Here is a 25,531-nt window from a genome sequence, read left to right as displayed (position 1 = left end):
GGGGTCTTCGGTCGGCATTCGCTGGTGCTTGTGGAAGGCAACCAGGCGCTGCTCGAAACACAGCAAAACCTGGGGATGTGCGGCGTTCCGCCAATATCGAACCGCCAGCGTTCAGTAATGGTGGGAAGTTCTCTTGTGGTTAAAGGTGTCACTTAAGCGGTTTTATGCAGTACTCTCTGCAATTGCAGGGGTGGGGAGCTGGTGTTGGGGGCGCCGAATGGTGAACAATGCCGAGCGGCCGGGGGACTTCGCGGACGCCGGGATCGTGGCGAGGATCGTTCCGATCCTGGTGGCTTTCGGGCCACCGGTCGCTGTCAGCGGCTGGTTGTGGTCGAAGGTTCAGCAGAATCCGGTGGTCAGCGTCGTCGTTCTGATGGGCTATTGGTTCCTGGTCGCGGTCGTACGATTCGTCTTCCGGGTGAGCAGTGAGGTCGGGGATTTGTGGATTCCCCGGACCGCCGCAGCCGTCGACCGGCGGGTGAGTGCGTTCCTGAAGAGCTACCGCGCGCGCTATCTGAACCAACTGCTCGCCAGCGTGCGCGATGTCGAATTGCTCGGCATGGCCACCCAGGGAGAGTTCTCGCTGCAGCTCCGGCATGTTTATGTCGACGTCAGCCTGGCGCCGTCGCCGTTGCAGACGGCGACGCACGCGCCGTTCGTCGGAGCCGAGACTCCGGCCGGCGAGCGCCGGTCGCTGGACTCGTTCCTGGACAGCCGTCAGCCGCGGGTCTTCGCGGTGATCGGTGGCCCGGGTTCGGGTAAGACGACCCTGCTGCGCCGGACGGCGATCACACTGGGACAGCGGCGCGGCCACAAACGCGGGGTGCCGGTGATCCTTTACCTGCGCGACCATGTCCAGGAGATCATCCGCGATCCCGGGGTGTCGATTCCCGAACTGGTCGCGAGCGTTACCTGGTTGAAAGGTACGGTCACAGCGGACTGGTTCGAGCGCGGCCTGAGGAAAGGCCGTTGTGTCGTCATGCTGGACGGTTTGGACGAGGTCGCGGTCGAGGAACAGCGGCAGTTGACATCCACATGGGTACAGGACCAGGTCGCGCGCTATCCGGCGAACCATTTCATCCTGACGTCGCGGCCGCACGGCTATGAATCGAATCCGGTCCGGGGCGCCGACGTACTGCAGGTCCGGCGGTTCACCAGTGACCAGATCTTCAGGTTCGTGCACAGGTGGTACTACGCCATCGAGTGCCGCAGCACCGGCGAGACCGGCGAGCGAACCCGGGAAATCGCGAAGGATCATGCCGCCGATCTCCTCCGCCGGATGCGCCTGCAGCCGGCTCTGTACGACCTGGCGGCCAACCCGATGCTGCTCACGATGATCGCCAACGTCCACAAGTACCGCGGCGCGTTGCCCGGCAGCCGGTCGGCGTTGTACGGCGAGATGTGCGATCTGCTGCTGCACCGGCGGCAGGCGGCCAAGCACCTGTCCGCGGGATCAGGTCTGAAGGCCGAACAGCGGGCCAAGGTGGTGCGCAAGTTGGCGCTGGCGATGATGACCCGGGAGGTTCGCGACGTGACGCGGGAGTCCGCGAGTGACATCGTCGGGCCGACACTGGCGAGGATCCCGCGGGCCGCGACGGCCGATGTGTTTCTGGCCGAGCTCACCACGAGTGGTCTGTTCGTCGAACGCGAGGTCGGTCTGTACGCGTTCGCGCATCAGACCCTGCAGGAGTACCTCGCGGCCGCGGAGATCCGTGATCATCCCGAGGTGAACGCGCTGGCGACGAAGGTCGACAACGCCTGGTGGCGCGAGACGATCCTCCTGTGGGCGGCGAACGCGGACGCGTCGCCCGTCATCGAGGCGTGCCTGAAGTCAGGCACGGTCGGCGCACTGGCGCTGGGCTTCGACTGTGCCGACGAAGCCCGCGAGGTCGACGTGGATCTCGTCGAACGCCTCGACGCGATGCTGTACTCGGATCCGCCGGCATCCGACGTCCTGGCACGCGACGCGCATCGCCGGCTGATGGCCGCGGTTCGCGCGTCGCGCACCCTTCGCCACACCGTGACCCTCAGCAGTGGCGCTGTGGCGTGCGCGCAGCCTTTCCCGCTGTCGCTGTATCGCCTGTACGTCGACTTGTCGGGCGATCCGGGCGGTTCGGTTCGCAAGCCCGCGAAGGACGACAATGCAGAGGCGGTCGGGGTCTCGGCCACCGAGGTCGAGAAGGTCGTCAGGTGGGTCAACGGTCTGTTCGACGACGGCACCGCCTACCGGCTGCCGGTACGCCGCGAGCTCGCCGATCCGATCACCGACGTCATCGTCGACCTGACCCGCCGGACCGTGTGGTACGCCGAGGACCCGTCCGCGGGAGCGGCTCCGCTGCCCGCAGTCCGCACCCGGAAGGGATACGCCGGACCACGGCTGTTCGTGCCACCAGGGGTCTCGCATCCGTACGTCGCGAGCGACGGTCTGCTCGCGGAGACCATCCGGCGCGATCTGCGCTCCGTCGTCGGTGCACTTCCTTATGTACTGAGCCTTGCTCTCGAGCGGGATCTGGAGCGGGCACGGACCCGAGACTTCACGGCGACTCTCGACCGGCTCGATCTGTTGAACCACAGCATGACGCCGGCGCTGGTCAAGGACGCGATCCACGTGGATCGAGCGCTGGCGCGGAGTCGTGGCGGAGACTTGTCGCAGGATCGCGACCTGCACCGGCGGCTCGACCGCCTCAGGGATCTGGCTGGTGGCTTGGCGGCGGTCACGGACTTCCCCGTCCCGCCCGTGCTGGTGCGCGAGTTCCGGCGTACCCTCCGTCGGGGGCGCGCCGTCGACGAAGCGATCAGTCAGGCGCTCGACATCATCTTGACGCACTCGTTGATCTCCGACGACGTGTCGATGCTTGTCCAGGAACTGCAGGATCCGGCGACGCTGCCCACCACCGCGCCGGCGGGGCGAACCGTGCTGCAATGGGCCCCTTCGCGCATTCATCGCGACCAGTTCGAGCTCACGGTCGTGACGCTCAGCCTGCTGCTGTCGCTCTGGGATCCGCACAAGACGAAATACCGCCACAGCCAGGGCTGGGTGCAGTTCGAGCGGTTCCTTGTCGACCTGTTCGCGGCGTCGAGCGAACTGACGCCGGCCATCCCCGATGAGGTCGAAGGTGTCCTGCGCCGGCTCGAGCCGTTGTTGCTCAATGCAACCTGGAGCAGTGGGTCGGCCTTCGCGGGAGCCGACGCGGACCGCGACGAGCGATGCTGGCGGATCCTGGCCCGGCGGATCGTGGTCGTGTCCGCGTCCATGATCGCGACGACGGTCCACCACCCCGATGCGCCGTACACCAGCAGCCCGGCGATTCGGCTCGGCCTGCTCGCAGCGGCCTGCGTCGCGGACAGATTCACCGACGCCGCGATCGCACAAAGCCTTCGCGGACTGCACAGCAGCCTCACCTGCCTGGACGCCCGTCTCGAGAATCCCAGCCTGCCCTCAGAGGTCCTGCTCCTCATGCGCGCGTAGGCGTTGCGGTCGCCGTGCTTCGCGACGAGCTCCGTCCTCGAGCAGCGGCTCCCACGATCCGGCCTAGCCGAAGATCTCCCGGTACACCTTCGCGAGCTTGTCCGGCGCGTGGTGCAGGTCGCGCTCTTCGTCGGCGATGTCCGCGATCACCAGCTCGGCCCCGAGGGACTGCGCCGTACGGCGCAGCGACTCGGGGTCGGGCACGTGACCGGTGTCGGCGAGCACGACGTCGATCCGCAGATCCGGCGCGTGCCCGGCCAGGACCTCGAGATGCGTCTCCGGCGAGAACCCGTCCGTCTCCCCCTTCTGCTCCCCCAGGTTCAGGGTGAGCAGCCGCCGGGCGCTGGTCTGCTCCAGGCCGCGGCACAGCTCGGGCACCAGCAGATTCGGGATGACGGAGGTGAACCACGACCCCGGCCCGACCACGACCCAGTCGGCTTCCGCGACCGCGACCAGGGCCTCCGGACAGGCCGGCGGGTCGGCGGGGTCGAGGGCCACGTCGACCACGTGTCCCTCGGTCGAGGCCACCTCGGCCTGGCCGCGGATCTCCGTGATCCCCTCCGGGTGCGCCGGGTCGAGCCCGAGCACGCGGGCCTTGATGTCCAGCGGTACGGCGGACATCGGCAGCACCCGGCCCTGCGCGCCGAGCAGCCGGGCGACCCAGTCGAGTCCGTCGACCGCTTCGCCGAGCAGCTCCCACAGCGCGACGATCAGCAGGTTGCCGACCGCGTGGTCGTGCAGCTCACCGTTGCTGCGGAAGCGATGCTGCAGTACGTCGGCCCACGTGCGGCCCCATTCGTCGTCGCGGCACAGCGCGGCCAGGGCCATCCGCAGGTCACCCGGCGGCAGCACCCCCAGCTCCTGGCGCAACCGGCCCGACGACCCGCCGTTGTCCGCGACGGTGACGACCGCGGTCAGCTGGTCGGTGACATGGCGGAGTGCGGACAGGGACGCCGCCAAGCCGTGTCCCCCGCCCAGTGCGACAACCTTGGTCGATCTCGTCACTCACGCCCCAGATCCCGGTGCACGACCAACGTCGGTGACCCTCTCTCGCGCAGCCTCCGGGCGATCTCCTCGGCCATCGCGACACTGCGGTGCTTACCCCCGGTGCAGCCGATCGCGACGGTGACGAAGCGCTTGCCCTCGTTCAGGTAGCCGGTCCGCAGGGTGTCCAGCACGTCCACGTAGTTCTGCAGGAACTGCTGGGCCAGCGGATGGCCGAGCACGAAGTCTGACACAGGCTGGTCCTGCCCGGTCATCGGGCGCAGGTCGGGCTGCCAGTACGGGTTCGGGATGAAGCGCATGTCGGCGACCACGTCGGCGTCCACCGGGATGCCGTACTTGAACCCGAACGACACCACGGTCGCCCGGAGCTCGGCGTTCTCCTCGTCGCCGAAGGCGTTCACGATCTTCGCGGCGAGCTGGTGGATGTTCAGGCTCGAGGTGTCGATCACCAGGTCGGCGCCGGCCCGGATGTCGCCGAGCAGTTCCCGCTCGCGCTGGATGCCGTCCAGCAGCCGGCCCTCGCCCTGCAGCGGGTGCGGCCGGCGGACGCTCTCCTGCCGGCGCACGATCACGTCGTCGGACGCCTCCAGGAACAACGTCAGCGGCCGGTACCCCTTGAGCCGCAGGTCGTGGATCGCCGAGCTCAGTTCGTCGAAGAACAGGCCGGTCCGGACGTCGACGACGACCGCGAGCCGCGGTGCCGCGCCGGTCCCGACGACCTGCTCGACGATGGTGGTCAGGAACATCGGCGGCAGGTTGTCCACCACGAACCAGCCGAGGTCCTCCAGTACGTCGGCGACCGAACTCCGTCCCGCGCCCGACATCCCGGACACGATGATCAGGTTGCCGCCCGTGTCGTCCATCAGTTCTCAGTTCTCCCTGGGTCCCCGTCGGGCGCCCCGGCCGGCGCCGGGACGTCGTCGCCCAGTATCTCGCCTGTCGCCGTGTTGACCGACGGGGCCCGGCCGGTTTCCGCCTTCGTTGCAGCAGCGTTAACCGCCAGTACGACGGACTCCGCCAGCCGCGGCCCGAAACCGGGCAGGTCCGCGACCTCGCCGACGGTGGCGGCGCGCAGCTTCTTGAGCGACCCGAAGTGCCGCAGCAGCGTCTTCCGCCGCACCTCGCCCAGTCCCGGGACCTCGTCGAGGGTGCTCTCGACCATCGACTTCGACCGCCGGTTGCGGTGGTGCGTGATCGCGAACCGGTGCGCCTCGTCGCGGAGGCGCTGCAGCAGGTACAGGCCCTCCGACGTCCGGGAGAAGATGACCGGGTCCTCCTCGTCGGGCACCCACACCTCCTCCAGGCGCTTCGCCAGGCCGACGACCGGGATGTCGCCGACGCCGATCTCGTCCATCGCCTGACGGGCCGCCGCCACCTGCGGCGGACCGCCGTCGACGACCACCAGGCCCGGTGCGTAGGCGAACTTCTTGGCCCGCCCGGTCTCCGGGTCGATGAGCGCCGCGTTCGGGTCCTCGTCCTCGGTCATGGTCGCGCGCTCGTCCAGGAGGCGCTTGAAGCGACGGGTCAGGACCTCGGCGATCGAGGCCACGTCGTTCTGCCCCTCGACGCCCTTGATCACGAACCGCCGGTACTCGCTCTTGCGCGGCAGGCCGTCCTCGAACACCACCATCGAGGCGACCACCTCGGTGCCTTGCAGGTTCGAGACGTCGTAGCACTCCAGCCGCAGCGGCGCCTCGGGCAGGTCGAGCGCGGCCTGGATCTCCTCCAGCGCCTGGTTACGCGTAGTCAGGTCGCTGGCGCGCTTGGTCTTGTGCATCGTCAGCGTCTGCAGCGCGTTGCGCTCGACGGTCTCCATCAGCGCCTTCTTGTCGCCGCGCTGCGGGACCCGGATCGACACCCGCGCGCCGCGCAGCTCCTCCAGCCAGGCGGTCAGCGCGTCCGCGTCGTCGGGCATCGTCGGGACCAGGATCTCCCGCGGGATCGTGTCGCCCGAGTCGCCGGCGTACGTCTGCTGGATGAACTGCGAGACCAGGTCGGCGGTGGTCGCCGTACCGTCCGCCTTGTCGGCGATCCAGCCGCGCTCGCCGCGGATCCGCCCGCCGCGGACGTAGAAGATCTGCACCGCGACCTCGAGCGGGTCCTCGCTGAGCGCGATCACGTCGGTGTCGGTGCCGTCGCCGAGGACCACCGCGTTCTTCGCCAGCGCCTTCTCCAGCGCGGCCAGGTCGTCGCGGATCTTCGCGGCCCGCTCGTACTCCAGCTCGGCGGCCGCGGCCTGCATCTCCTTCTGCAGCCGGCGCACGTACGTCGCGGTCTGGCCGGAGAGGAACGCGGCGAAGTCGTCGACGATCTGCCGGTGCTCCTCCTGGGTCACCTGACCGGTGCAGGGGGCCGCGCACTTGCCGATGTACCCGAGCAGGCAGGGCCGGCCGATCTGGCGGTGCCGGTTGAACACGCCCTTGCTGCACGAGCGCATCGGGAACACCCGGAGCAGCAGGTCGACGGTCTCCCGGATCGCCCACGCGTGACTGTACGGACCGAAGTACCGCACGCCCTTCTTCTTCTGGCCGCGGCCGACCATCACCCGCGGATACTCCTCGTTGAGGGTGATCGCGAGCCACGGGTACGACTTGTCGTCGCGGTACTTCACGTTGAAGCGCGGGTCGTACTCCTTGATCCAGGAATACTCCAGCTGCAGCGACTCGACCTCGGTGGCGACCACCGTCCACTCGACCTTCGAGGCCGTCGTCACCATCGCCTGGGTGCGCGGATGCAGGTTCACCAGATCCTGGAAGTACGACGACAGCCGGGCCCGCAGGTTCTTCGCCTTGCCGACGTAGATCACCCGCCCGGCGGAGTCGCTGAAGCGGTAGACGCCGGGCGAGTCGGGGATCGATCCCGGAGCGGGACGGTAGGAGGACGGATCAGCCACCCAACCACCCTAGTTCGCCCGCCCGACAAATCCGGAATCCGCGCAAAGTCTCTACCGCTAGTTCAATGACAGACTTGAAGGCATGATGCTCGACGAACTCGATCGGACGATCCGCGCGTACGACGGTGTCCGGGTGCTCGAGGCCCAGGACGACCTGTTCTACCTCTACGACCCAGCGGGCGACCTGCCACCGGAGCGGCAGCAGCCGTTCGCCACCGTCGTGACGGGCGACCACTACGAGACAGTGTCGCAGCTCGACCGGCCGGGATCCTGGCGACTCAACCTCGGCCTCACGAAGACGACGTACACCGATTTGTTCGGTCCGGTCCCGACCGAGCGCGACGCCGACTGGGTGCTCGACTCTGGCCACGACTACGCCGCCCGCGACGTACTGATGCCGCATCCGTTCTATGCCGGTCAGTACTGGGTGGCGATCGTCGACCCGACTGGTCTGGACCAGCTGCTGCCGTTGATCGACGAGGCCTACCAGTTCGCGGCGCGCAAGTATTCCAACCACCAGGCCAGGCAAACCGGCTGAAGATTGCGGTCGTATTGCGGGTTGGCTCATAAGCCTGAGTTGACCCCCGGCTGGGATGGGCGCGCTCCCTACCGTGTGAACCAGGGTAGGTGTGCAGGTCCTTTGCGTGAGGCAACAAGGCCTTGCGCTGACTCGAGGGAGTTCCGCCCATGTCCCCCAAGAATGGACACCGCCTTCGGAGGCCGCGCGCCCTACTCGGTGCCGTCGCCGCATCCGCGCTCGCCGTCACCGGGATCGCCGCCACAGCGGCCGGCAGTGACGCGTCGCAAACCGCTCCGGTGAGCATCCGCGGCGCCGGCAGCGCGAACGCCATCCCCGGCAGCTACATCGTCGTCCTGGCCGGCCAGAACTCACGGGCCCAGACCCGGGCCGCGACGCAGAGCCTGGCCACGAGCTACGACGTCAAGGTGCACCAGCAGTTCGACTCGTCGCTCAAGGGCTTCTCGGCCGGCATGACCGAGGAGCAGGCGAAGAAGCTCGCCGGCGACCAGCGGGTCGCGTTCGTCCAGCAGAACCAGAAGATCACCGTCAGCCAGGACGATCCGCCGTGGGGCCTGGACCGCGCCGACCAGCGTGACCTGCCGCTGGACAAGAAGTACGAGGCGTCCACCACCGCCGACAACGTGAACGTCTACGTGATCGACACCGGCATCTACGCCGCCCACAAGGACTTCGGCGACCGTGCCTCGGTCGGCACCGACACCGTCGGCGACGGCCAGAACGGGGTCGACTGCATGGGTCACGGCAGCCACGTGGCCGGCACTATCGCGGGTACGACGTACGGCCTGGCCAAGGGCGCGAAGGTGGTCGGCGTCCGGGTGCTCGACTGCCAGGGCTCCGGCTCGACCGAGTCCGTGGTGGCCGGGATCGACTGGGTGACCAAGAACGCCAAGAAGCCGGCGGTCGCGAACATGAGCCTCGGAGGCGGCGCCGACGACGCGCTCGACGCGGCGGTCAAGGCCTCGGTCGACGCCGGCGTCACCTACGCCGTTGCTGCCGGCAACGAGAGCGCGGACGCCTGCCAGGGCTCACCGGCCCGCGAGCGTTCGGCGATCACCGTCGGCGCGACCGACGACCAGGACAAGCGCGCGGAGTTCTCGAACTTCGGCAAGTGCGTCGACCTGTTCGCGCCGGGTGTCGACATCACCTCGGTCGGCATCACCGACCCGGACTCGACCGCGAAGATGAGCGGTACGTCGATGGCCACGCCGCACGTCGCGGGCGGGGTCGCGCTCTATCTGGCCGATCACCCGGACGCCACGCCGGCCGACGTCGCCAAGGCCCTCGTCGACGGGTCGACGGCCGACAAGGTCGGTGACCCGGGCGCGGGCTCGCCGAACAAGCTGCTGTACGTCGGGGCTGCTGACCAGTCCTGATCACCTGACCGAAGGCCCGGCCACCGGATTCCTCACCACGGTGGCCGGGCCTTCGCACGTCGTCGATCAGGCCTGGACGATGTTGCTGCCCTCGACCTTCACATTCACGGCCGGGAGCGCCGCCTGGGCCGGGCCGCTGACCGGGCTGCCGTCGGTGATGCTGAAGTGGCTGTTGTGGAACGGGCAGACGATCTGGCCGTTCTCCACCGAGCCGATCGGGTTGCCCTGGTGCGTGCACACCGCGGAGAACCCCTTGTACTGCCCCGCGGTCGGCTGCGTCACCACGACCTTGGCGTCCTTGAACACCGCTCCGCCGCCGACCGGTACGTCGGACGCCGGGCCGAGCACCGCACCACCACTGGCCGGCGCGCTGGAGGACGCGCTGCCGCTCGGCGAGGCACTGGTGTTCGGCGCGGAGCTCGAGCCGCTCGCGGACGGCGTCGTACCGCCGCCGGAGGCGTCGTCGCTGCCACCGCAGGCCGCGAGGATCGGCGCGCCGGCACCTACCAGGGCGGCCATCGCCGCGCACCGCAGCACCGTCCTGCGGTCACGCAGTTCGCCGTCCGCGGATGTCGCCGGTGCCATCGTGTCATCGCTCATAGATCTGGTCCTCCAGAAGCCTGCTGGTCGAGGTGGTTGAACGCTATATACCGACTCAAACGACCGAGTCACCCGATCGGTTCAACCCGGTGCAGATTGAACCGCAGTTTGAGGGTTGCTGTGAATCAGCTGACAGCTGCGGTCGCGATGCCGACCACACGGGCCGCGAGGTCCAGCACGGCGCGGCGGCTGTCGGCGTCCAGTGCGGCTGCTGACCAGCTGCGTTGGGCTTGGCCTGGGTGGGCTTGGGGTTGCGTGGGGGGTGGTGGGGCTGCTGAGGTTCGTCGGGTGATTTCTTGTCTGGCGCCATCCGGTGCAGCAGGTTCGCCTGGCAGGCAGATTCGGTTACTCGGGGCGCTCCGGCCTGCGCGGAACGCGGGGGCGCTTGGCGCGCGCTCGGTTGCGGCCCGGCACACTTTAGGGGTGGGAGAGGCCTGGAGATGACTGGGACGACGAACGACTCGACGGTGCTGAAGGCGATCGCGGACCTCGCGCCGCTGTGGCTGCCGGGGTGTGTCGTCGACACCGCGGACCGGACGGTCGAGGTCGGGTGGGGACGCGGCGCGCTGCAGATGTCGGCGGTCGTCGGGCTCGGCGAGATCATCGACCGGTGCCGTCAGCTGCCGCAGCAACTCTGGGCGGAGCAGATCGAGGCGTGGCTGCGGGCGGTCGTCGCGGAGGGTGAACTGGCCACCGAGGAGCACCGCTTCGGCGACGTCGCGGTGCGGCAGCGCGCGATGCTCCTGCAGCGCGGCTGGTCCGCGCGGACGTCCGGTCCGGTGGCGGACGCGCTGATCCCGTTCGGCGACCACTTCGAGGTCGTGGTGTTCATCGGCACCGGCGCGGACTACCGGCGGTTGACCGTCGTCCGGCGGTCGATGCTCGGCCTCGGCGACCCGGACGTCCCGTCGCCGGTGCAGTTGACGCTCGAACACATCGCGGATCTGCGGCCGGTCGAGCACGACGGCTTCTCGGTGCTCACCCGCGACGACGACCCGCTGGTGTCGATGGCGATCGTCGACCGCGAGAACCTGCTGCCGGCGGCCGCGATCGGGCTCGGCGTGCTGGTCGGCGTGCCGCGGCTGAGCACCGTCGCGTTCTGCGCCGCCGACGCCGGGCAGGAGGCTGCGGACCGGCTGGCCCAGTACGTCGCCGACACCTATCGCGACGCACCGGACCAGTGCAGTCCCGACCTGTACTGGCTCCAGGGCGACCGCATGGTCCAGGTCCCGGTGACGCTGGCAACACCGCCGACAGTCATGCTGCCGGCGGCATTACTCCCAACCCCGCGGCGCACCTGGCTCCGTCACCTCTGGCAGCAACTCTTCCGCCGCTGACCAGTGGCCGGCTGATCAGCCGGCTACACGCTTCCGGGTCGTCGCCGTCTTCTTCGCCGGAGCCTTCTTGGCCGCCGTCTTCTTGGCAGCCGCCTTCTTCGCCGGGGCAGCCTTCTTCGCGACGGCCTTCTTCGCCGGCACCGACTTCGCCGCGGCCTTCCTCGCGCTCGGCTTGGCCGCCCGGCCCTCGAGGATCTCGGCGAGGAACTGCCCGGTGTACGACGCGGGGTTGGCCGCGACCTGCTCCGGGGTACCCTCCGCGACCAGCGTGCCACCGCGGCGGCCGCCGTCGGGGCCGAGGTCGATGAGCCAGTCGGCAGTCTTGATGACGTCGAGGTTGTGCTCGATGACCAGCACCGAGTTGCCCTTGTCGACCAGCCCGCTGAGGACCCCGAGCAGCTTGCGGATGTCCTCGAAGTGCAGACCCGTGGTCGGCTCGTCGAGCACATACACCGTGCGGCCCGTCGACCGCCGCTGCAGCTCGGACGCCAGCTTGACCCGCTGCGCCTCACCGCCGGACAGCGTCGGCGCCGGCTGACCGAGTCGCACATACCCCAGGCCGACCTCGACGAGCGTCTTCAGGTGCCGCGAGATCGCCGGGATCGCCGCGAAGAACTCCGACGCCTCCTCGATCGGCATGTCCAGCACGTCGGCGACCGTCTTGCCCTTGTAGTGCACCTCGAGCGTCTCGCGGTTGTACCGCGCGCCGTGGCACACCTCGCACGGGACATACACGTCCGGCAGGAAGTTCATCTCGATCTTCAGGGTGCCGTCACCCGAGCACGCCTCGCAGCGGCCGCCCTTGACGTTGAACGAGAACCGGCCCTGCTGGTACCCGCGGACCTTCGCCTCCGGCGTCTCCGCGAACAACTTGCGGACGTGGTCCCAAACCCCGGTGTACGTCGCCGGGTTGGACCGCGGCGTCCGGCCGATCGGCGACTGGTCGACGTGGATGACCTTGTCGACCAGCTCCATCCCGGAGATCTTCGTGTGCCGGCCGGGCACCGCGCGGGCGCCGTAGATCTGCCGGGCGAGCGACGTGTAGAGGATGTCGTTGACCAGCGTCGACTTGCCCGAGCCGGACACGCCGGTGACCGCGACGAACACCCCGAGCGGGATGGTCACGTCGAGGTCCTTCAGGTTGTTCTGCCGGGCGCCGTACACGGTCAGCTCGCGGCCCTCGGTCAGCGGCCGCCGGACCTCCGGGATCGGGATCTCCCGCCGGCCGGAGACATACGCGCCGGTGATCGAGTCCGGGTGGTTGCGCAGGTCCTCGACGGTGCCGGACACGACCACCTGGCCGCCGTGCTCGCCGGCGCCGGGGCCGATGTCGACGACCCAGTCCGCGTGGTCGATGGTGTCCTCGTCGTGCTCGACGACGATCAGCGTGTTGCCGAGCTCCTTGAGCCGGACCAGAGTGTCGATCAGCCGCCGGTTGTCCCGCTGGTGCAGGCCGATCGACGGCTCGTCCAGCACATACAGCACGCCGACCAGGCCGGATCCGATCTGGGTCGCCAGCCGGATCCGCTGCGCCTCACCGCCGGACAGCGAACCCGCCGGCCGGCTGAGCGCGAGGTAGTCCAGGCCGACGTCGAGCAGGAACCGCAGCCGCTCGCCGATCTCCTTGACCACCCGCTCCGCGATCTGCTTCTCCCGCGGCGACAGCTCCATCTGCGACAGGAAGCCGTGCACCTCGTCGATCGACATCGCGCTGATCTCGGCGATGTTCTTCCCGCCGAGCGTGACCGCGAGCGAGATCGGCTTCAGCCGCGCACCGTTGCAGGCCAGGCAAGGCACCTCGCGCATGTACTCCTCGAAGCGCTCCCGCCCGGTGTCGCTGGACGCCTCCGCGTGCCGGCGCTCGACGTACGGGATGACGCCTTCGAAGCTCGTGTAATACGACCGCTCGCGGCCGTAGCGGTTCTGGTACGAGACGTGGACCTGCTTGTCGTGGCCGGTGAGCAGCGCCTTCTTCGCCTTCGCCGGCAGCTCGCCGAACGGCGTGCTGGTCTTGAACTTCAGGTCCTTCGCCAACGCGTCCAGCAGCCGCTCGAAGTACTGCGAGACGTTCTGCCCCGCCCACGGCTGGATCGCGCCCTCGTCGAGGGACTTGGACGGGTCCGGCACCAGCAGCTCCGGGTCGACCTCCATCCGGGTCCCCAGACCGGTGCAGACCGGGCACGCGCCGTACGGCGAGTTGAACGAGAACGACCGCGGCTCGAGCTCGTCGATCGCGAGCGGATGATCGTTCGGGCAGGCGAGCTTCTCGGAGAACCGGCGCTCGCGGTGCGGGTCGTCCTCCGGGAGGTCGACGAAGTCCAGCACCACCAGACCGCTGGCCAGCCCGAGCGCGGTCTCGACCGAGTCGGTCAGCCGCTGCTTGGCCGACTCCTTCACCGCGAGCCGGTCGACGACCACGTCGATGCTGTGCTTCTTCTGCTTCTCCAGCTTCGGCGGGTCGGTCAGCTGGATGGTCTCGCCGTCGACCCGGGCCCGCGAGAACCCCTGACCGGTCAGCTGCCGGAAGAGGTCGACGTACTCCCCCTTGCGGCTGCGGACAACCGGCGCGAGCACCTGGAACCTGGTACCCTCCTCCAGCTCGAGCACCCGGTCGACGATCTGCTGCGGCGTCTGCCGCGCGATCGGCTCGCCGCACTCCGGACAATGCGGCCGCCCGGCGCGCGCGAACAGCAGCCGGAGGTAGTCGTACACCTCGGTGATCGTGCCGACCGTGGAGCGCGGGTTCCGTGAGGTGGACTTCTGGTCGATCGAGACGGCCGGCGACAACCCCTCGATGAAGTCGACGTCCGGCTTGTCCATCTGGCCGAGGAACTGCCGCGCATACGCCGAGAGGGACTCGACGTAGCGCCGCTGACCCTCGGCGAAGATCGTGTCGAAGGCCAGGCTGGACTTCCCGGACCCCGACAGGCCGGTGAAGACGATCATGGCGTCCCGCGGCAGGTCGACCGAGACGTCCTTCAGGTTGTGCTCACGCGCTCCGCGCACGATCAGACGGTCAGACACAAGCTCACTCTCAGCCGTTCTCGAGGGGTTCCAGGTGGTTCTCCGACTTGCCCGGTCATGCTAACGAGGCCCACCGACAAAAACTTCCGCCGCCGGATCCGGCGACCGTTTCGAAAGTATATTCGATCGCGGACCGTGCTCGATGCAACCGGGCCGGAGGTGCAAGGATCGGCGGTGACATCTGGATGTCACCGAGAGCAGGGAGAGGCGAGAGATGCCGGAGTACCACGGGAACGTGAAGGTCGGCGGGCCGGCGCAGACCCACGAGCTGGCCAAGCTGATGATCACCAAGGTCGCGGTCGGGCCGATGGACAACAACGCCTACCTGCTGCGCTGCCGACAGACCGACGAGCAGGTGCTGATCGACGCCGCGAACGAGGCGGACACGCTGCTCCGCCTGATCGGCGACGGCGGCCTGGCGCGGGTGATCACCACGCACCGCCACCAGGACCATTGGGAGGCGCTCGCCGAGGTCGTCGCCCGGACCGGCGCCACCACGGTCGCCGGCCGCCACGACGCCGAGGGCATCCCGGTCCCGACCGACCAGCTCGTCGACGACGGCGACCACATCGCGGTCGGCAGCTGCAGCCTGCGCGTCATCCACCTGGTCGGCCACACCCCCGGCTCGATCGCACTGCTGTACGACGACCCGGACGGCGCGCCGCACCTGTTCACCGGCGACTCGCTGTTCCCCGGCGGCGTCGGCAACACCCAGGGCGACGCCGAGCGCTTCACGTCGCTCATCAACGACGTCGAGACCAAGCTCTTCAACGAGCTCCCCGGCGAGACCTGGGTCTACCCCGGCCACGGGTCCGACACCAGCCTCGGCGCCGAACGCCCCCATGTCGCCGAATGGCGCGCACGCGGCTGGTAGTCGTCAGATCCGTGCGCGCGCCGCTTCGATCTGCTCGCTGATCTTCGCGGCGCCGGCCGACGCGGCCAGGGATGCGGCCTCGTCGGCCAGGGCGCGGGCGTCGTCTGGGCGGTTCTGGGCGACGGCCAGGTAGACGAGGCCGACCAGGTTGGCGGCGACGCCTGCGGTGAAGCCGAGGGTGCGGCGGAGGGCGGTGGACTCCTCCAGCAACTCGCGGGCCTCGAGGAGGTTGCCGGACATCTGCGCGGCGACGCCGAGGTGGCGGAGGGCGTAGGAGAGGGTGAGGTCGTCCCCGGTCTTGCGGGACAGCTCGACGGACGCGGTCAGGAACGGTACGGCGGTCGCGTTGTCGTCGCCGACGACCTGGTGGAAGCAGCCGATCCAGAACCGCGCCAGGGCCTCGCCGCGGTCGTCGCCGGCGCCGCGGTACAGCTCGGCCGCGCGTTCGAAGTACCCGAGCTCCTCCGGCGGTTCGACGCCGGACTCCATGAAACCGCAGTGCAGGATGCGTCCCCGCTGGAGCAGCAGCGCCGCCTCCACCCGGTCGAGCGCACGATCCGCCTCGGGCAGGTCGTCGTACTCACCGCCGAAGATCGCCCGCTCGTACAGTCCGTCGACCTGTCGCATCAGCTCGTCCACCCGCCCGATCCTAGGGTGATACGGGCTCGACGCGGTGCTCGACCTCTACCAGAGCTTGAGGTTCCGCGGGCTCATCCGTCACCTCACGTTCTCCTCGAGGTCCACCAGAGCCTGGCGGCGGCGTTAGCATCGCGTTCATGACGACCTGGCAGGACGTTTGTGCGCTGGCCGAGCGGCTGCCTGACGCGCGGCTCAGTGAGGCGCACGAGGGGTCGCCGGCCTGGTTCGCCGGCCGACACCAGTTCGCGCGGCTCCGGTGGGACGACGCCGGCCGCGAACTGCTGCAGGTGTGGACCGGCGACATGACCACCCAGGCCGCGCTGGCCGAGCGCCGGGACGTGTTCCGGTCGTCCACACCTTCCAGTACCGGGTTACGTGCTGGGGCTACCTCGACCGGATCGATCTGCGCGAGGCCGCCGAGCTGCTACTGGACTCGTACACGATCCGCGGCGGACCGAAGCGCGGGCAGGCCGTCGATCCGGCGGAGTTCCTGCCGCCGCCAAGCTAGCGGTCGGTGAGTTCGGCCGGATAGGCGATCACGTCGACGAGCGCGTTGTTGCGGATCGCGGTGATCTCGGTCCGGCGCGCGATCGCGTCCTCGAACAGCTGCCGTTGCAGCGACTGCGCGTCACGGAGCGGTACGCCGTTCACCGCCAGCACGAGATCCCCCTGACGCAGCCCCGCTGCCGCCGCCGGGCTGGCGGGGATGACCTCGACGACCCGGAGCGCCGCCCGCTGATCGAAGCGCTGCGCGAGTGCTGGGTGCAGCGGCGCGGGCGTCGTCACGAGCCCGAGGTACGCGCGCCGTACGCGGCCGTCGTGGAGCAGTGCGTAGATGATCCGCCGGGTGGTCGGGTTGACCGGGACCGCGAGCCCCAGCCCGATCCCGGCGACCGCGGTGTTGATGCCGATCACCCGCCCGTTGCCGTCGGCAAGCGCCCCGCCGGAGTTGCCCGGATTCAGCGCCGCGTCCGTCTGGATCACGTCCTCGATGATCCGGTGCGCCGAGCCGCTGCGGACCGGCAGCGACCGGCCGAGGGCGCTCACCACGCCGGCGGTCACGCTGCCGGCCAGCCCGAGCGGATTGCCGACGGCAACCACCAGGTTGCCGACCTTCAACAGGTCCGCGTCGCCGTACTCGGGCGGGTCCGGGATCTCCCGGTCGGCCCGCAGGACGGCGAGATCGGACAGCTGGTCCACGCCGACCACGCGCGCCTGCGCCGTCGTACCGTCCGCGAACTCGGCTGACGCCTCGGACCCGTCGCCGACCACATGTGCGTTCGTGAGCAGGTGCCCGTCGCCGGTCAGCACCACGGCCGAGCCTGACGAGTCGCCGCGCCGGCTGTGGATCCGCAGGCTCGCGACCCGCGGGATCAGGTGGGCCGCCACACCCGAGACCACTCGGGAGTAGGCATCCAGGACGTCGTCCCCGGCCATCTCGTCAGCCATCGCCCTCACCTCCTGAATTACATCATTACACCGAAAGCAAGAACGTGAACCCGGCCACAAAACTGACCGATCGGTTGAAAACTGGCCGATCGGTCAGTCAAGATGCGTGACATGGCAGTCACCACCCCCGCCCGGGAGCGGACCAGGCGCGAGATCGTGCGCCAGGCGATGGCTCTGTTCCAGGCCGGCGGCTACAACGCGACGTCGCTGCAGGACATCGCGACCGCGGCGGGCTGCTCGAAGGCAACCGTGCTGTACCACTTCAGCGGCAAGCCCGCCGTGCTGGCCGCCGTGCTCGAACCGGCCGCCGCGGACCTGGCCGAGCTGGTCGCCGCCGCGGCCGAGCTGCCCCGCGCGGCGGCACAGGACCTCACGATCCAGCGCTTCATCGACCTCGCCGTCGAGCACCGCGGCGTCGTGGACGTGCTCCAGGACGTGATCCCGGTGATCGAGCAGATGCCCGAGGTCGCCCCGCTGGTGGCCGACGGCCTGCGCATGACGGAGTACATGGCCGGATCCGACGACCCGCTCGAGCAGGACCTGGCCAAGTTCGCGATCAACGGCCTGCTCGGCGAGTGCCGGCACTCCGACGAGCGCACCGACGACGACCTCCGACGACTCTGCGACATCGCGCTGCGAAGACTCCTCCGCCGCGCCTGACCGCGACACCCAAACGACCCGCCGCCGCGCGGGTGGTCGACCCTGCCCTGAACGACACGGAAACGGAACCCGATGGCCAACTTCCTGTACCGGCTCGGCCGGTTCTCGTACCAGCGTCGCCGCCTCGTCGCCGCCGTCTGGGCGCTGTTCCTCGTCCTGCTGGGCGTCGGCGCGCTCACGCTCGGCGGCAAGACCGCGAACACGTTCTCGATCCCGGGCACCGAGTCGCAGCGCGCGCTCGACGCGCTGAAGCAGGAATTGCCGGCCGCCAGCGGCGCGTCCGCGACGGTCGTCGTGAAGGCGCCCGACGGCAAGACGCTCGCCGACCCGACCGTGAAGGCCGCCGTCGGCGCCACCGTCGCCAAGGTCGCGAAGGTGCCCGAGGTGATCGCGGCGATCGACCCGTTCACGAGCAAGGCGATCAGCCCGGACGGTACGACGGGGCTGATCAGCGTCCAGTTCGACAAGCCGGCCGACGAGCTGTCGCACGAGAGCAGCGACGGGTACGACGGGCTGAGCGCGCTGAGCTCGGGTGATCTCCAGGTCGTGCCCGGCGGGCAGATCAAAGCCGGGGTCCCAGAGATCGGTGCGACCGAGGTGATCGGCGTGGCGGTCGCGGCCGTCGTATTGGTCGTGACGTTCGGGTCGCTGGTCGCGGCCGGGATGACGCTAGTGACGGCGTTGCTCGGCGTGCTGGCCGGGATGGCGGGCTTGTTCATCGTGACCGCGTTCACCGATGTGTCCTCGACGGCGCCGATCCTGGCGCTGATGCTCGGCCTCGCGGTCGGTATCGACTATGCGTTGTTCATCAGCTCGCGGCACCGGTCGCAGCTCGGCGAAGGCATGGATCCGGAGGAGTCGGTGGCGCGGGCGACCGCGACGGCCGGGTCGGCGGTGCTGTTCGCGGGCGCGACTGTGGTCATCGCGCTCGCCGGGCTGTCGGTCGTCGGCGTACCGTTCCTGACCGCGATGGGCCTGGCCGCGGCGGCGACGGTGCTGACCGCCGTACTGGTGGCGTTGACGTTGCTGCCGGCGCTGCTCGGCTTCGTGGGGAACCGGGTGCTGCCGCGCAAGCTCCGGAAGGCGCCGGTCGCTGTGGCGCCGGTCGAGGGCTTTGGCTTCCGATGGGGGCGGCTGGTGACGCGGTTGCGGGTGCCGATCGTTGCTGTCGGCATCATCGGCTTGGGGTTGCTGGCGATTCCGGCGAAGGACATGCAGCTCGCGCTGCCCGACGGCGCCTCGGCGGCGGCCGGGAGCAATCAGCGGGTTGCGTACGACCTGACCGCCGCGGCATTCGGGCCGGGCGCCAACGGGCCGCTGGTGGTTGTTGTGAAGAGCAACGACGCGGCGACGTCGAACACGCTCGTACAGCAGGTGCTCGGCAAGACGCAGGGGCTCCCCGACGTGGTGGCGGCCCAGCCCGCGGCGGCGAGTCAAGACGGTACGACGCGGTTGCTGCAGGTGATCCCGCGGAGCGGGCCGGCGAGCGAGGAGACCGCCGACCTGGTGAAGAACCTGCGGTCCGCGGTGAAGCCGCTCGCCACGGGTGACGCCGGTATCTCGGTGACCGGGAACACGGCGGTCGGCATCGACGTGTCGAACAAGCTGTCCGATGCGTTGCCGACGTACCTGTTCGTGGTGATCGGGCTTTCGTTCCTGCTGTTGCTGCTCGCATTCCGGTCGGTGCTGGTGCCGTTGAAGGCGACGCTCGGGTTCGTGCTGACGATCGGGGCGACGTTCGGCATCACGGTCGCGGTGTTCCAGGAAGGGCACCTCGCGAGCTGGGTCGGGGTCGACTCCCCCGGTCCGCTGGTGAGCTTCCTGCCGATCATCATGATGGGCATCCTGTTCGGGCTGGCGATGGACTACGAGGTGTTCATCGTGTCCCGGGTGCGCGAGGAGTTCGTGCACGGCCGGCACGCGAACGACGCCACCGTCCAGGGCCTCGGCCACGGCGCCCGCGTCGTCACCGCCGCCGCCCTGATCATGGCGTCGGTCTTCGCCGGCTTCATCCTGGTCGAGGACCCGATCATCAAGGCCATCGGCTTCGGCCTCACCATCGGCGTCCTGATCGACGCCTTCGTGGTCCGCATGACCCTCGTCCCCGCCATCCTCAGCCTCCTCGGCGACCGAGCCTGGTGGTTCCCCCGCTGGCTAGACCGCCTCACCCCCCGCGTAGACATCGAAGGCGAAACCCTGCGGGTCGAAGCTCCGAAGCCCAAGGAACTCGCGGACGTACGCTGACCCGCGTGTTGGGGCGTCGGCGTCCGCCGCCGCCCCACCACGCAGCAGGCTCGACGCATCACCCACGCGGTAGGCCGTGTAGCTCTCAGCCGAGATGCTTACCCGCCCCGCCAGCACCGAGCTCGGGATGACGTAGATGCTGCCGTCACCGAGCACGATGAAGAACAGGTCGATCGTGTCGGGATCGTAAGGCATCTTGCCGGCCGTTTTGTCGAGCACATACGGCCGTCTTCCGATCCCGACATCCCAGTACCCCCGCCCGTTCCGTGAGGCGCACGACTTCACCTGCACGCGCTGGATGCCGTCCGTCGTGGTCACCAGCAGGTCGTAGACCTCCGGCTCCATCGGCAGCGCCACCGCACAGCCGTGCAACGTGAACCAGGCCATGGCAAGTGCCGGCGCCGCCGCTCGCAGCATCTCTGGACGGAGCGTCAACTGGAACGGCTCGGCGGTCGGCTGGGAAGACGGGGACGGCCGCAGCTTCGAACTGTCCAGGCCTAGCCGGACCGCGTGCCCCTTGATGCGGACGCGGGACTCGGCACCGTCGCTGACGCCCAGTCCGGCGATCACGTCGGCCCAGCAGGTCGCGTCGCGCATCACCTCACGCAACTTCCGGTCGGACCACTGCCGCTGGCCGGTGAAGTGCGCCGTGTCGAGCGCGAGCCGCTCGGCGTGCTTCTTCAGCGAGCGCACAGTGCCTGCAGATGTGCCTTTCAGTCCCAGTGCGCGGGCGACGCCACGCCATGAATGGTTCTCGGCTGCAGCCTGGCGGAGGTCGTCGTCGTTCCAGGTTCGTCTGTCACCCCAGGTCGTCATGGGGCCAACGTAACGAGGGGCACCGACAGAATCGGTGCCCCTCGAGGGGTCGGGCTGACAGGATTTGAACCTGCGATCTTTCGGCCCCCAGCCGAACGCGTTACCAAACTACGCCACAGCCCGCCGAACCGCCCCGAAGGGCGAACCGGGGTAAACCATACCCCATCAACTGGGGCAGCACTTACCGGGTCCGGTCAGCGTTTCTTGTTCTTTTGGCGGGCTCGGATCTGGACGTGGACGGGGCTGCCGACGAAGCCGAAGTCCTCGCGGAGGCGGCGTTCGATGAAGCGCTGGTAGGAGGGTTCGATCTGGCCGGAGGTGAAGATCGCGAAGGTCGGGGGCATCGTGGTGGCCTGGGTGCCGAACAGGATCTTCGGCTGCTTGCCGGAGCGGACCGGGTGCGGGTGCGCGGCGACCAGGCGGCCGAGGAAGGCGTTCAGCTGGCCGGTCGGGACGCGGGTCTGCCAGCCCTCCAGCGCCGCCTCGATCGCGGGCACCATCTTCTCCATGTGCCGGCCGGTGAGCGCGCTGATGTTGACCCGCGGCGCCCAGCGGAACTGGACCAGGTCGCGGTCGATCTCGCGCTCCAGGTAGTAGCGGCGCTCCTCGTCGACCAGGTCCCACTTGTTGTACGCGATCACGAGCGCCTTGCCGGCCTCCTCGACCGCGTTCATGATCCGCAGGTCCTGCTCGGAGATCGACTCCGAGGCGTCGATCACGACCACCACGACCTCGGCACGCTCGATCGCCGCGTTGGTCCGCAGCGAGGCGTAGTACTCGTGGCCTTGGGCGTTCTTCACCTTGCGCCGGATGCCGGCGGTGTCGATGAACCGCCACTCCTGCCCGCCGAGCGTGATCAGCTCGTCGACCGGGTCGACCGTCGTCCCGGCGACGTCGCTGACGACGACCCGGTCCTCCTTGGCGACCTTGTTGAGCAGTGACGACTTGCCCACGTTCGGTTTGCCGACGATCGCGACCCGGCGCGGGCCGCCGACCTCGTCGTCGCGCTCCGCGGGCGCCTCGGGCAGGGCGGCCAGTACGGCGTCGAGCATGTCACCGGTCCCCCGGCCGTGCATGGCCGAGATCGGGAACGGTTCGCCGATGCCGAGCGCCCACAGGTTCATCGCCTCGGACTCGATCCGCTGGTCGTCGACCTTGTTCGCGGCCAGGACCACCGGCTTGCCGGACTTGCGCAGCACCCGGACCACGGCCTCGTCCGCGTCGGTGATGCCGACCACGGCGTCGACCACGAACAGCACCGCGTCGGCGGCGTTGATCGCGACCTCGGCCTGGGCCGCGACCAGCGCGGCCATGCCGACCGCGTCCGGGTCCCAGCCGCCGGTGTCGACGACCGTGAACTCGCGGCCGGCCCAGTTGGCGTCGTACGACACGCGGTCCCGGGTGACGCCCGGGGTGTCCTCGACGACCGCCTCGCGGCGGCCGATGATGCGGTTGACCAGCGTGGACTTGCCCACGTTCGGCCGCCCGACGATCGCAAGGACGGGCAGCGGCCCGGTGTCCTCCCGGTCGTGCGTCGGTACTTCGGTGGGCAGGTCAGTCATCAGGGTCCTTCGGGTCTCGCCAGCCCGGGAGCGGGTGGCCGGTTTCTTCGACGGCCGCCTTCACATGGGCGCGCAGCACGTCCCCGATGTGGCCGGTGACCGCCTGTACGTCGGAATGTCTCCTGGGAAAGGGTACGCGCTCGACGGCGAAAGGCTCGCCGTACACCACGTCGATCCGGCTTCCGGCCGGCGGATAGCCCTCCACGTCGCCGCCCGCCAGCCGCGTCCCCATCAGCGCGACCGGCAGGATCGGCGCGCCGGTGACCATCGCCAGGTACGCCAGGCCGACCTTGATCCGGCTGAAGTCGCCGGGCCCGCGGGTGCCCTCCGGGTAGATGTTCAGCACCCGCCCGTCGCGCAGCACCTGGATCGACTTGCGGACCGCGAGCGGGTCGTACGACGAGCGGTCGACCGGGATCTGCCCGATCAGGTGCAGGAACCTGCCCTGCAGCCCGCCGAACACCTCGATCTTGCCGAGCTGGTGCAGCATCCGCGGCGCGAGCGCGCCGAGCAGCGGCGCGTCCAGCAGGCTCAGGTGGTTCGGGGCCATCAGCAGCGGCCCGGTCAGCGGGAACCGGTCCTCGTGGTGGATGGTCAGGTTGTACTTGCGCCGGAAGTACGGCGCGGCGACCTTCCGCAGCGGGACCGCGAACCGGTACGGCAGCGCGGGCAGGTCGTCGGTGCGAGGCAGATCCTTGTGCCCGGTGACTTCCGCGGTCATAGGGCTTCCCGGTCTGGACTGAGGAGCGCAGGGAGCGCAGCGACCGGAGCGACGAGGGAAGACCGGAAATCAAAGCCCCATGACCCACCGCGCCGGAGGCGCGGCATGGGTACAGTCATAGCTCCCGGCCCTGAGGAACGGTCTCCTTGGCGAGCCGGCTGATCACGTCGATGACCTCCTCAAGGGTCAGATGGGTGGAATCGACGGTGACGGCTCCGTCGGAGGCGACCAGGAACTGCGAGACCGTCGCGTCGTCGGCGTCGCGGCGGACGATCTGGTCCCGCAACTGCTCCGCGCTGACCGCACCGGACCCCAGCTCGGCGCCGCGCCGGGACAGCCGGGCGTCCTGGTCGGCGGTCAGGTGCACCTTGAGCTCGGCGTCCGGGGCGACCACGGTGGCGATGTCGCGGCCCTCGACCACGATCCCGCCGCCGTCCTGCGCGGCGTCGATGACGGCTCGCTGCCGCCGGACCAGCTCGTGGCGGACGTCCAGGTTGGTGGCGATCTTCGACACCACCTCGCTGATCCGGGGCTCCCGGATCGCGGCGGTGATGTCGGTCCCATCGGCGATCACGAACTGGCGGCCCGGGTCGGTGCTGATCTCCAGCTCCAGCTCCCGCGCGCGCTGCGCGACCGCCGCCGTGTCGTCCAGGTCCAGACCGCGGTCGACGGCCGACCAGGTCACCGCGCGGTACGTCGCCCCGGTGTCCAGGTAGCGCAGTCCGAGCCGGGTGGCCACTCCGCGCGCGGTGCTCGACTTACCGGAGCCGCTCGGCCCGTCCACAGCGATGATCATGCCCCGAAGATTACCTTCGCGCGGGGACAAGCTAGCGGTGGACTACCCACCCGCGCTCGGTGAGGACGTCGACCAGCTGGTCGACCGAGCCGGGCTTGACGGCGAGCTCGACCTCACCGGCCGGGCGGCCGGGGCTGTGGTCGATGCGCAGGTCCTCGACGTTGGCGCCGGACTCGGCGGCGTCGGCGAACAGCCGGGCCAGCTGACCCGGGCGGTCCGGGATCGTGACGAGCACCGTGACCAGGTCGATGTGCGGCGTACCGTGTTTGCCCGGCACCCGCACGGCGCCGGACACGCCCTGGCCGAGGATCGCGGTCAGCTCGTCGGCCGCCTCCTCCTTGCCGAGGGCAACGAGCAGCCGGTCGAGCTCGCCGCGGATCTGCTCCAGCAGGCCGGTCAGCGCGGTCGAGTTCGCCGACACGATCTGGGTCCACAGCCGCGGGTCGCCGGCCGCGATCCGGGTCACGTCGCGGACGCCCTGACCGGACAGCTCGAGGTGCGAGGACGGCGCGTCCGCGAGGGTGCCCGCGGCAAGCGCCGACATCAGATGCGGAAGGTGCGAGACCCGGGCGACGCCCAGGTCGTGGTCCTCGACGGACAGCTCGACCGTCCGCGCGCCGCAGGCCTCGGCGAGCCGCCGGACCAGATCGACCGCCTCCGGGGCGCTCGTCGCGTGCGGGGTGATCGCCCAGGTGGCGCCGTCGAACAGGTCCGCGCGGGCCGCCAGTGGGCCGTTGCGCTCGGAGCCCGCCATCGGGTGGCTGCCGACGTACCGGCTGACGTCGTCGATCAGGCCGCGCGCGTCGGTCAGCGGCTTCGACTTCACACTGGCCGCGTCCGTGACGATCGCCCGGGTCTGCTGCAGCTGCTCGGCGACGACGGCGCCGACATGGTCCGGCGGTACGGCGACCACGACCAGCTGCGGCTCGATGTCGACCGTCCGCGCGCCGGCGCCGATCCGCTCGGCCATCAGCGCGTTGTCCGGGTTCCCGTCGACGAGCTCGACGACCACGCCGAGCCGCGCCAAGGCGAGGCCGATCGACGTGCCGATCAGCCCGGTGCCGACGATGCGGACCGGGCCGCGAAGCTCGGTCATTGGGCGCCGGTCAGGTCCGGACGGAGCGCGACCGCGCCGTGCAGGTAGACGTGCTGGATCTTGTCCCGGGACCGGGATGTCTCGGTGTGCACCATCAGCCGGACGACCCGCGGCAGCGCGTGCGGCACCGGGATCTCCTGCATGCACATCAGCGGTACGTCGGTGAGCCCGATCTGCCGCCCCGCGACGGCGGGGAACTCCGAGCGCAGGTCCGACGTGACGGTGAACAGGATGCTGATCAGATCCTCGTTCTCCAGATCGTTCGCCTCCAGGACCGCCTTCACCAGCTCCGCGGACCGCTCGAGCAGGTGCTCGCGCTCGTCCACGTCCAGCTGGGTGGCACCCCGGATCGCCCGTACCGCCACGTGCTGCCTCCTTCTTTTCGTCTCACCCAACCCTAGGCCACGGTCGCCAAGGACTGGACAGCCGTCT

At 69.5% G+C, this 25,531-nt stretch carries 21 protein-coding genes and 1 tRNA gene; 8 read left to right on the top strand and 14 right to left on the bottom strand.

The window, feature by feature from the left end; translation table 11 throughout:
• Positions 1-217 precede the first annotated feature (217 nt).
• Positions 218-3,469 (top strand): NACHT domain-containing protein, encoded by a 3,252-nt coding sequence (locus AB0I12_RS05770; RefSeq protein ID WP_359925048.1) that lies wholly within the window; start codon positions 218-220, stop codon positions 3,467-3,469.
• 63 nt (positions 3,470-3,532) lie between these two features.
• On the opposite strand, the gene yvcK is transcribed toward AB0I12_RS05770, so the two are convergent.
• From yvcK to uvrC, 3 genes are read right to left on the bottom strand one after another with little or no spacing between them, the layout of a single operon-like run.
• A complete protein-coding gene (yvcK, locus tag AB0I12_RS05765) occupies positions 3,533-4,474 on the bottom strand; it encodes a uridine diphosphate-N-acetylglucosamine-binding protein YvcK (RefSeq protein ID WP_359925045.1) in 942 nt (313 codons plus the stop codon).
• Entirely contained in the window at positions 4,471-5,337 is an 867-nt protein-coding gene (rapZ, locus tag AB0I12_RS05760; RefSeq protein ID WP_359925042.1) for an RNase adapter RapZ, read from the bottom strand. The genes yvcK and rapZ overlap by 4 nt, the downstream gene beginning before the upstream one ends.
• Positions 5,337-7,367 carry an excinuclease ABC subunit UvrC gene (gene uvrC / locus AB0I12_RS05755; protein WP_359925040.1) on the bottom strand — a complete coding sequence of 677 codons (2,031 nt, stop codon included), beginning with the start codon at positions 7,365-7,367 and terminating at the stop codon, positions 5,337-5,339. Before uvrC ends, rapZ begins: the two co-directional genes overlap by 1 nt.
• A gap of 82 nt (positions 7,368-7,449) precedes the next feature.
• On the opposite strand from uvrC, the gene AB0I12_RS05750 reads away from it, so the two are divergent.
• Together AB0I12_RS05750 and AB0I12_RS05745 are read left to right on the top strand one after the other, a co-directional pair.
• On the top strand, positions 7,450-7,905 hold the full coding sequence (locus AB0I12_RS05750) for a DUF6194 family protein (protein WP_359925038.1): 456 nt from the start codon (positions 7,450-7,452) through the stop codon (positions 7,903-7,905).
• A 149-nt stretch (positions 7,906-8,054) separates the two neighbouring features.
• A complete protein-coding gene (locus tag AB0I12_RS05745) occupies positions 8,055-9,281 on the top strand; it encodes a S8 family peptidase (RefSeq protein WP_359925035.1) in 1,227 nt (408 codons plus the stop codon).
• A 66-nt stretch (positions 9,282-9,347) separates the two neighbouring features.
• Here AB0I12_RS05745 and AB0I12_RS05740 read toward each other — a convergent pair whose 3' ends face one another.
• A complete protein-coding gene (locus AB0I12_RS05740; RefSeq protein WP_359925033.1) occupies positions 9,348-9,881 on the bottom strand; it encodes a Rieske (2Fe-2S) protein in 534 nt (177 codons plus the stop codon).
• A gap of 440 nt (positions 9,882-10,321) precedes the next feature.
• On the opposite strand from AB0I12_RS05740, the gene AB0I12_RS05735 reads away from it, so the two are divergent.
• Entirely contained in the window at positions 10,322-11,218 is an 897-nt protein-coding gene (locus AB0I12_RS05735) for a hypothetical protein (protein ID WP_359925030.1), read from the top strand.
• Positions 11,219-11,233: 15 nt separating this feature from the next.
• Here the strand turns inward: AB0I12_RS05735 and uvrA are convergent, their stop codons facing one another.
• Entirely contained in the window at positions 11,234-14,242 is a 3,009-nt protein-coding gene (gene uvrA, locus AB0I12_RS05730) for an excinuclease ABC subunit UvrA (RefSeq protein WP_359925028.1), read from the bottom strand.
• Between the two features lie 280 nt (positions 14,243-14,522).
• Between uvrA and AB0I12_RS05725 the strand changes: the two genes are divergently transcribed.
• Complete coding sequence (locus tag AB0I12_RS05725; protein ID WP_359925134.1) at positions 14,523-15,116, top strand: MBL fold metallo-hydrolase; 594 nt, start codon at positions 14,523-14,525, stop codon at positions 15,114-15,116.
• A gap of 3 nt (positions 15,117-15,119) precedes the next feature.
• Here AB0I12_RS05725 and AB0I12_RS05720 read toward each other — a convergent pair whose 3' ends face one another.
• Entirely contained in the window at positions 15,120-15,755 is a 636-nt protein-coding gene (locus AB0I12_RS05720; protein WP_359925025.1) for a tetratricopeptide repeat protein, read from the bottom strand.
• 137 nt (positions 15,756-15,892) lie between these two features.
• On the opposite strand from AB0I12_RS05720, the gene AB0I12_RS05715 reads away from it, so the two are divergent.
• Positions 15,893-16,273 carry a hypothetical protein gene (locus AB0I12_RS05715; RefSeq protein WP_359925022.1) on the top strand — a complete coding sequence of 127 codons (381 nt, stop codon included), beginning with the start codon at positions 15,893-15,895 and terminating at the stop codon, positions 16,271-16,273.
• On the opposite strand, the gene AB0I12_RS05710 is transcribed toward AB0I12_RS05715, so the two are convergent.
• Positions 16,260-17,204 (bottom strand): trypsin-like peptidase domain-containing protein, encoded by a 945-nt coding sequence (locus AB0I12_RS05710; protein WP_359925019.1) that lies wholly within the window; start codon positions 17,202-17,204, stop codon positions 16,260-16,262. The genes AB0I12_RS05715 and AB0I12_RS05710 overlap by 14 nt on opposite strands.
• Positions 17,205-17,315: 111 nt before the next feature.
• On the opposite strand from AB0I12_RS05710, the gene AB0I12_RS05705 reads away from it, so the two are divergent.
• On the top strand, positions 17,316-17,864 hold the full coding sequence (locus tag AB0I12_RS05705) for a helix-turn-helix domain-containing protein (protein ID WP_359925017.1): 549 nt from the start codon (positions 17,316-17,318) through the stop codon (positions 17,862-17,864).
• Positions 17,865-17,936: 72 nt separating this feature from the next.
• Complete coding sequence (locus AB0I12_RS05700) at positions 17,937-20,108, top strand: MMPL family transporter (protein ID WP_359925014.1); 2,172 nt, start codon at positions 17,937-17,939, stop codon at positions 20,106-20,108.
• On the opposite strand, the gene AB0I12_RS05695 is transcribed toward AB0I12_RS05700, so the two are convergent.
• From AB0I12_RS05695 to aroH, 7 genes are all read right to left on the bottom strand, one after another.
• On the bottom strand, positions 20,019-20,924 hold the full coding sequence (locus AB0I12_RS05695; RefSeq protein ID WP_359925011.1) for a hypothetical protein: 906 nt from the start codon (positions 20,922-20,924) through the stop codon (positions 20,019-20,021). The genes AB0I12_RS05700 and AB0I12_RS05695 overlap by 90 nt on opposite strands.
• Before the next feature lie 49 nt (positions 20,925-20,973).
• Positions 20,974-21,047, bottom strand: a tRNA-Pro gene (locus AB0I12_RS05690).
• A gap of 71 nt (positions 21,048-21,118) precedes the next feature.
• Positions 21,119-22,486, bottom strand: a complete 1,368-nt coding sequence (gene der, locus AB0I12_RS05685; protein ID WP_359925008.1) for a ribosome biogenesis GTPase Der — start codon at positions 22,484-22,486, stop codon at positions 21,119-21,121.
• Positions 22,479-23,207 (bottom strand): lysophospholipid acyltransferase family protein, encoded by a 729-nt coding sequence (locus AB0I12_RS05680; RefSeq protein ID WP_359925006.1) that lies wholly within the window; start codon positions 23,205-23,207, stop codon positions 22,479-22,481. The genes der and AB0I12_RS05680 overlap by 8 nt, the downstream gene beginning before the upstream one ends.
• Positions 23,208-23,322: 115 nt before the next feature.
• Positions 23,323-24,003: a (d)CMP kinase gene (cmk, locus tag AB0I12_RS05675; RefSeq protein WP_359925004.1), complete on the bottom strand. Its 681-nt coding sequence runs from the start codon at positions 24,001-24,003 to the stop codon at positions 23,323-23,325.
• A gap of 31 nt (positions 24,004-24,034) precedes the next feature.
• On the bottom strand, positions 24,035-25,099 hold the full coding sequence (locus AB0I12_RS05670; RefSeq protein WP_359925001.1) for a prephenate dehydrogenase: 1,065 nt from the start codon (positions 25,097-25,099) through the stop codon (positions 24,035-24,037).
• Positions 25,096-25,464 carry a chorismate mutase gene (aroH, locus tag AB0I12_RS05665; protein WP_134100823.1) on the bottom strand — a complete coding sequence of 123 codons (369 nt, stop codon included), beginning with the start codon at positions 25,462-25,464 and terminating at the stop codon, positions 25,096-25,098. The genes AB0I12_RS05670 and aroH overlap by 4 nt, the downstream gene beginning before the upstream one ends.
• Positions 25,465-25,531: the final 67 nt, after the last annotated feature.

The sequence above is a fragment of the Kribbella sp. NPDC050459 genome (genome assembly GCF_040655315.1).
GTDB lineage: Bacteria > Actinomycetota > Actinomycetes > Propionibacteriales > Kribbellaceae > Kribbella.
The sequence above is the reverse complement of the archived record's forward strand: the minus strand, read 5'-3'. Positions and strand labels throughout refer to the sequence as shown.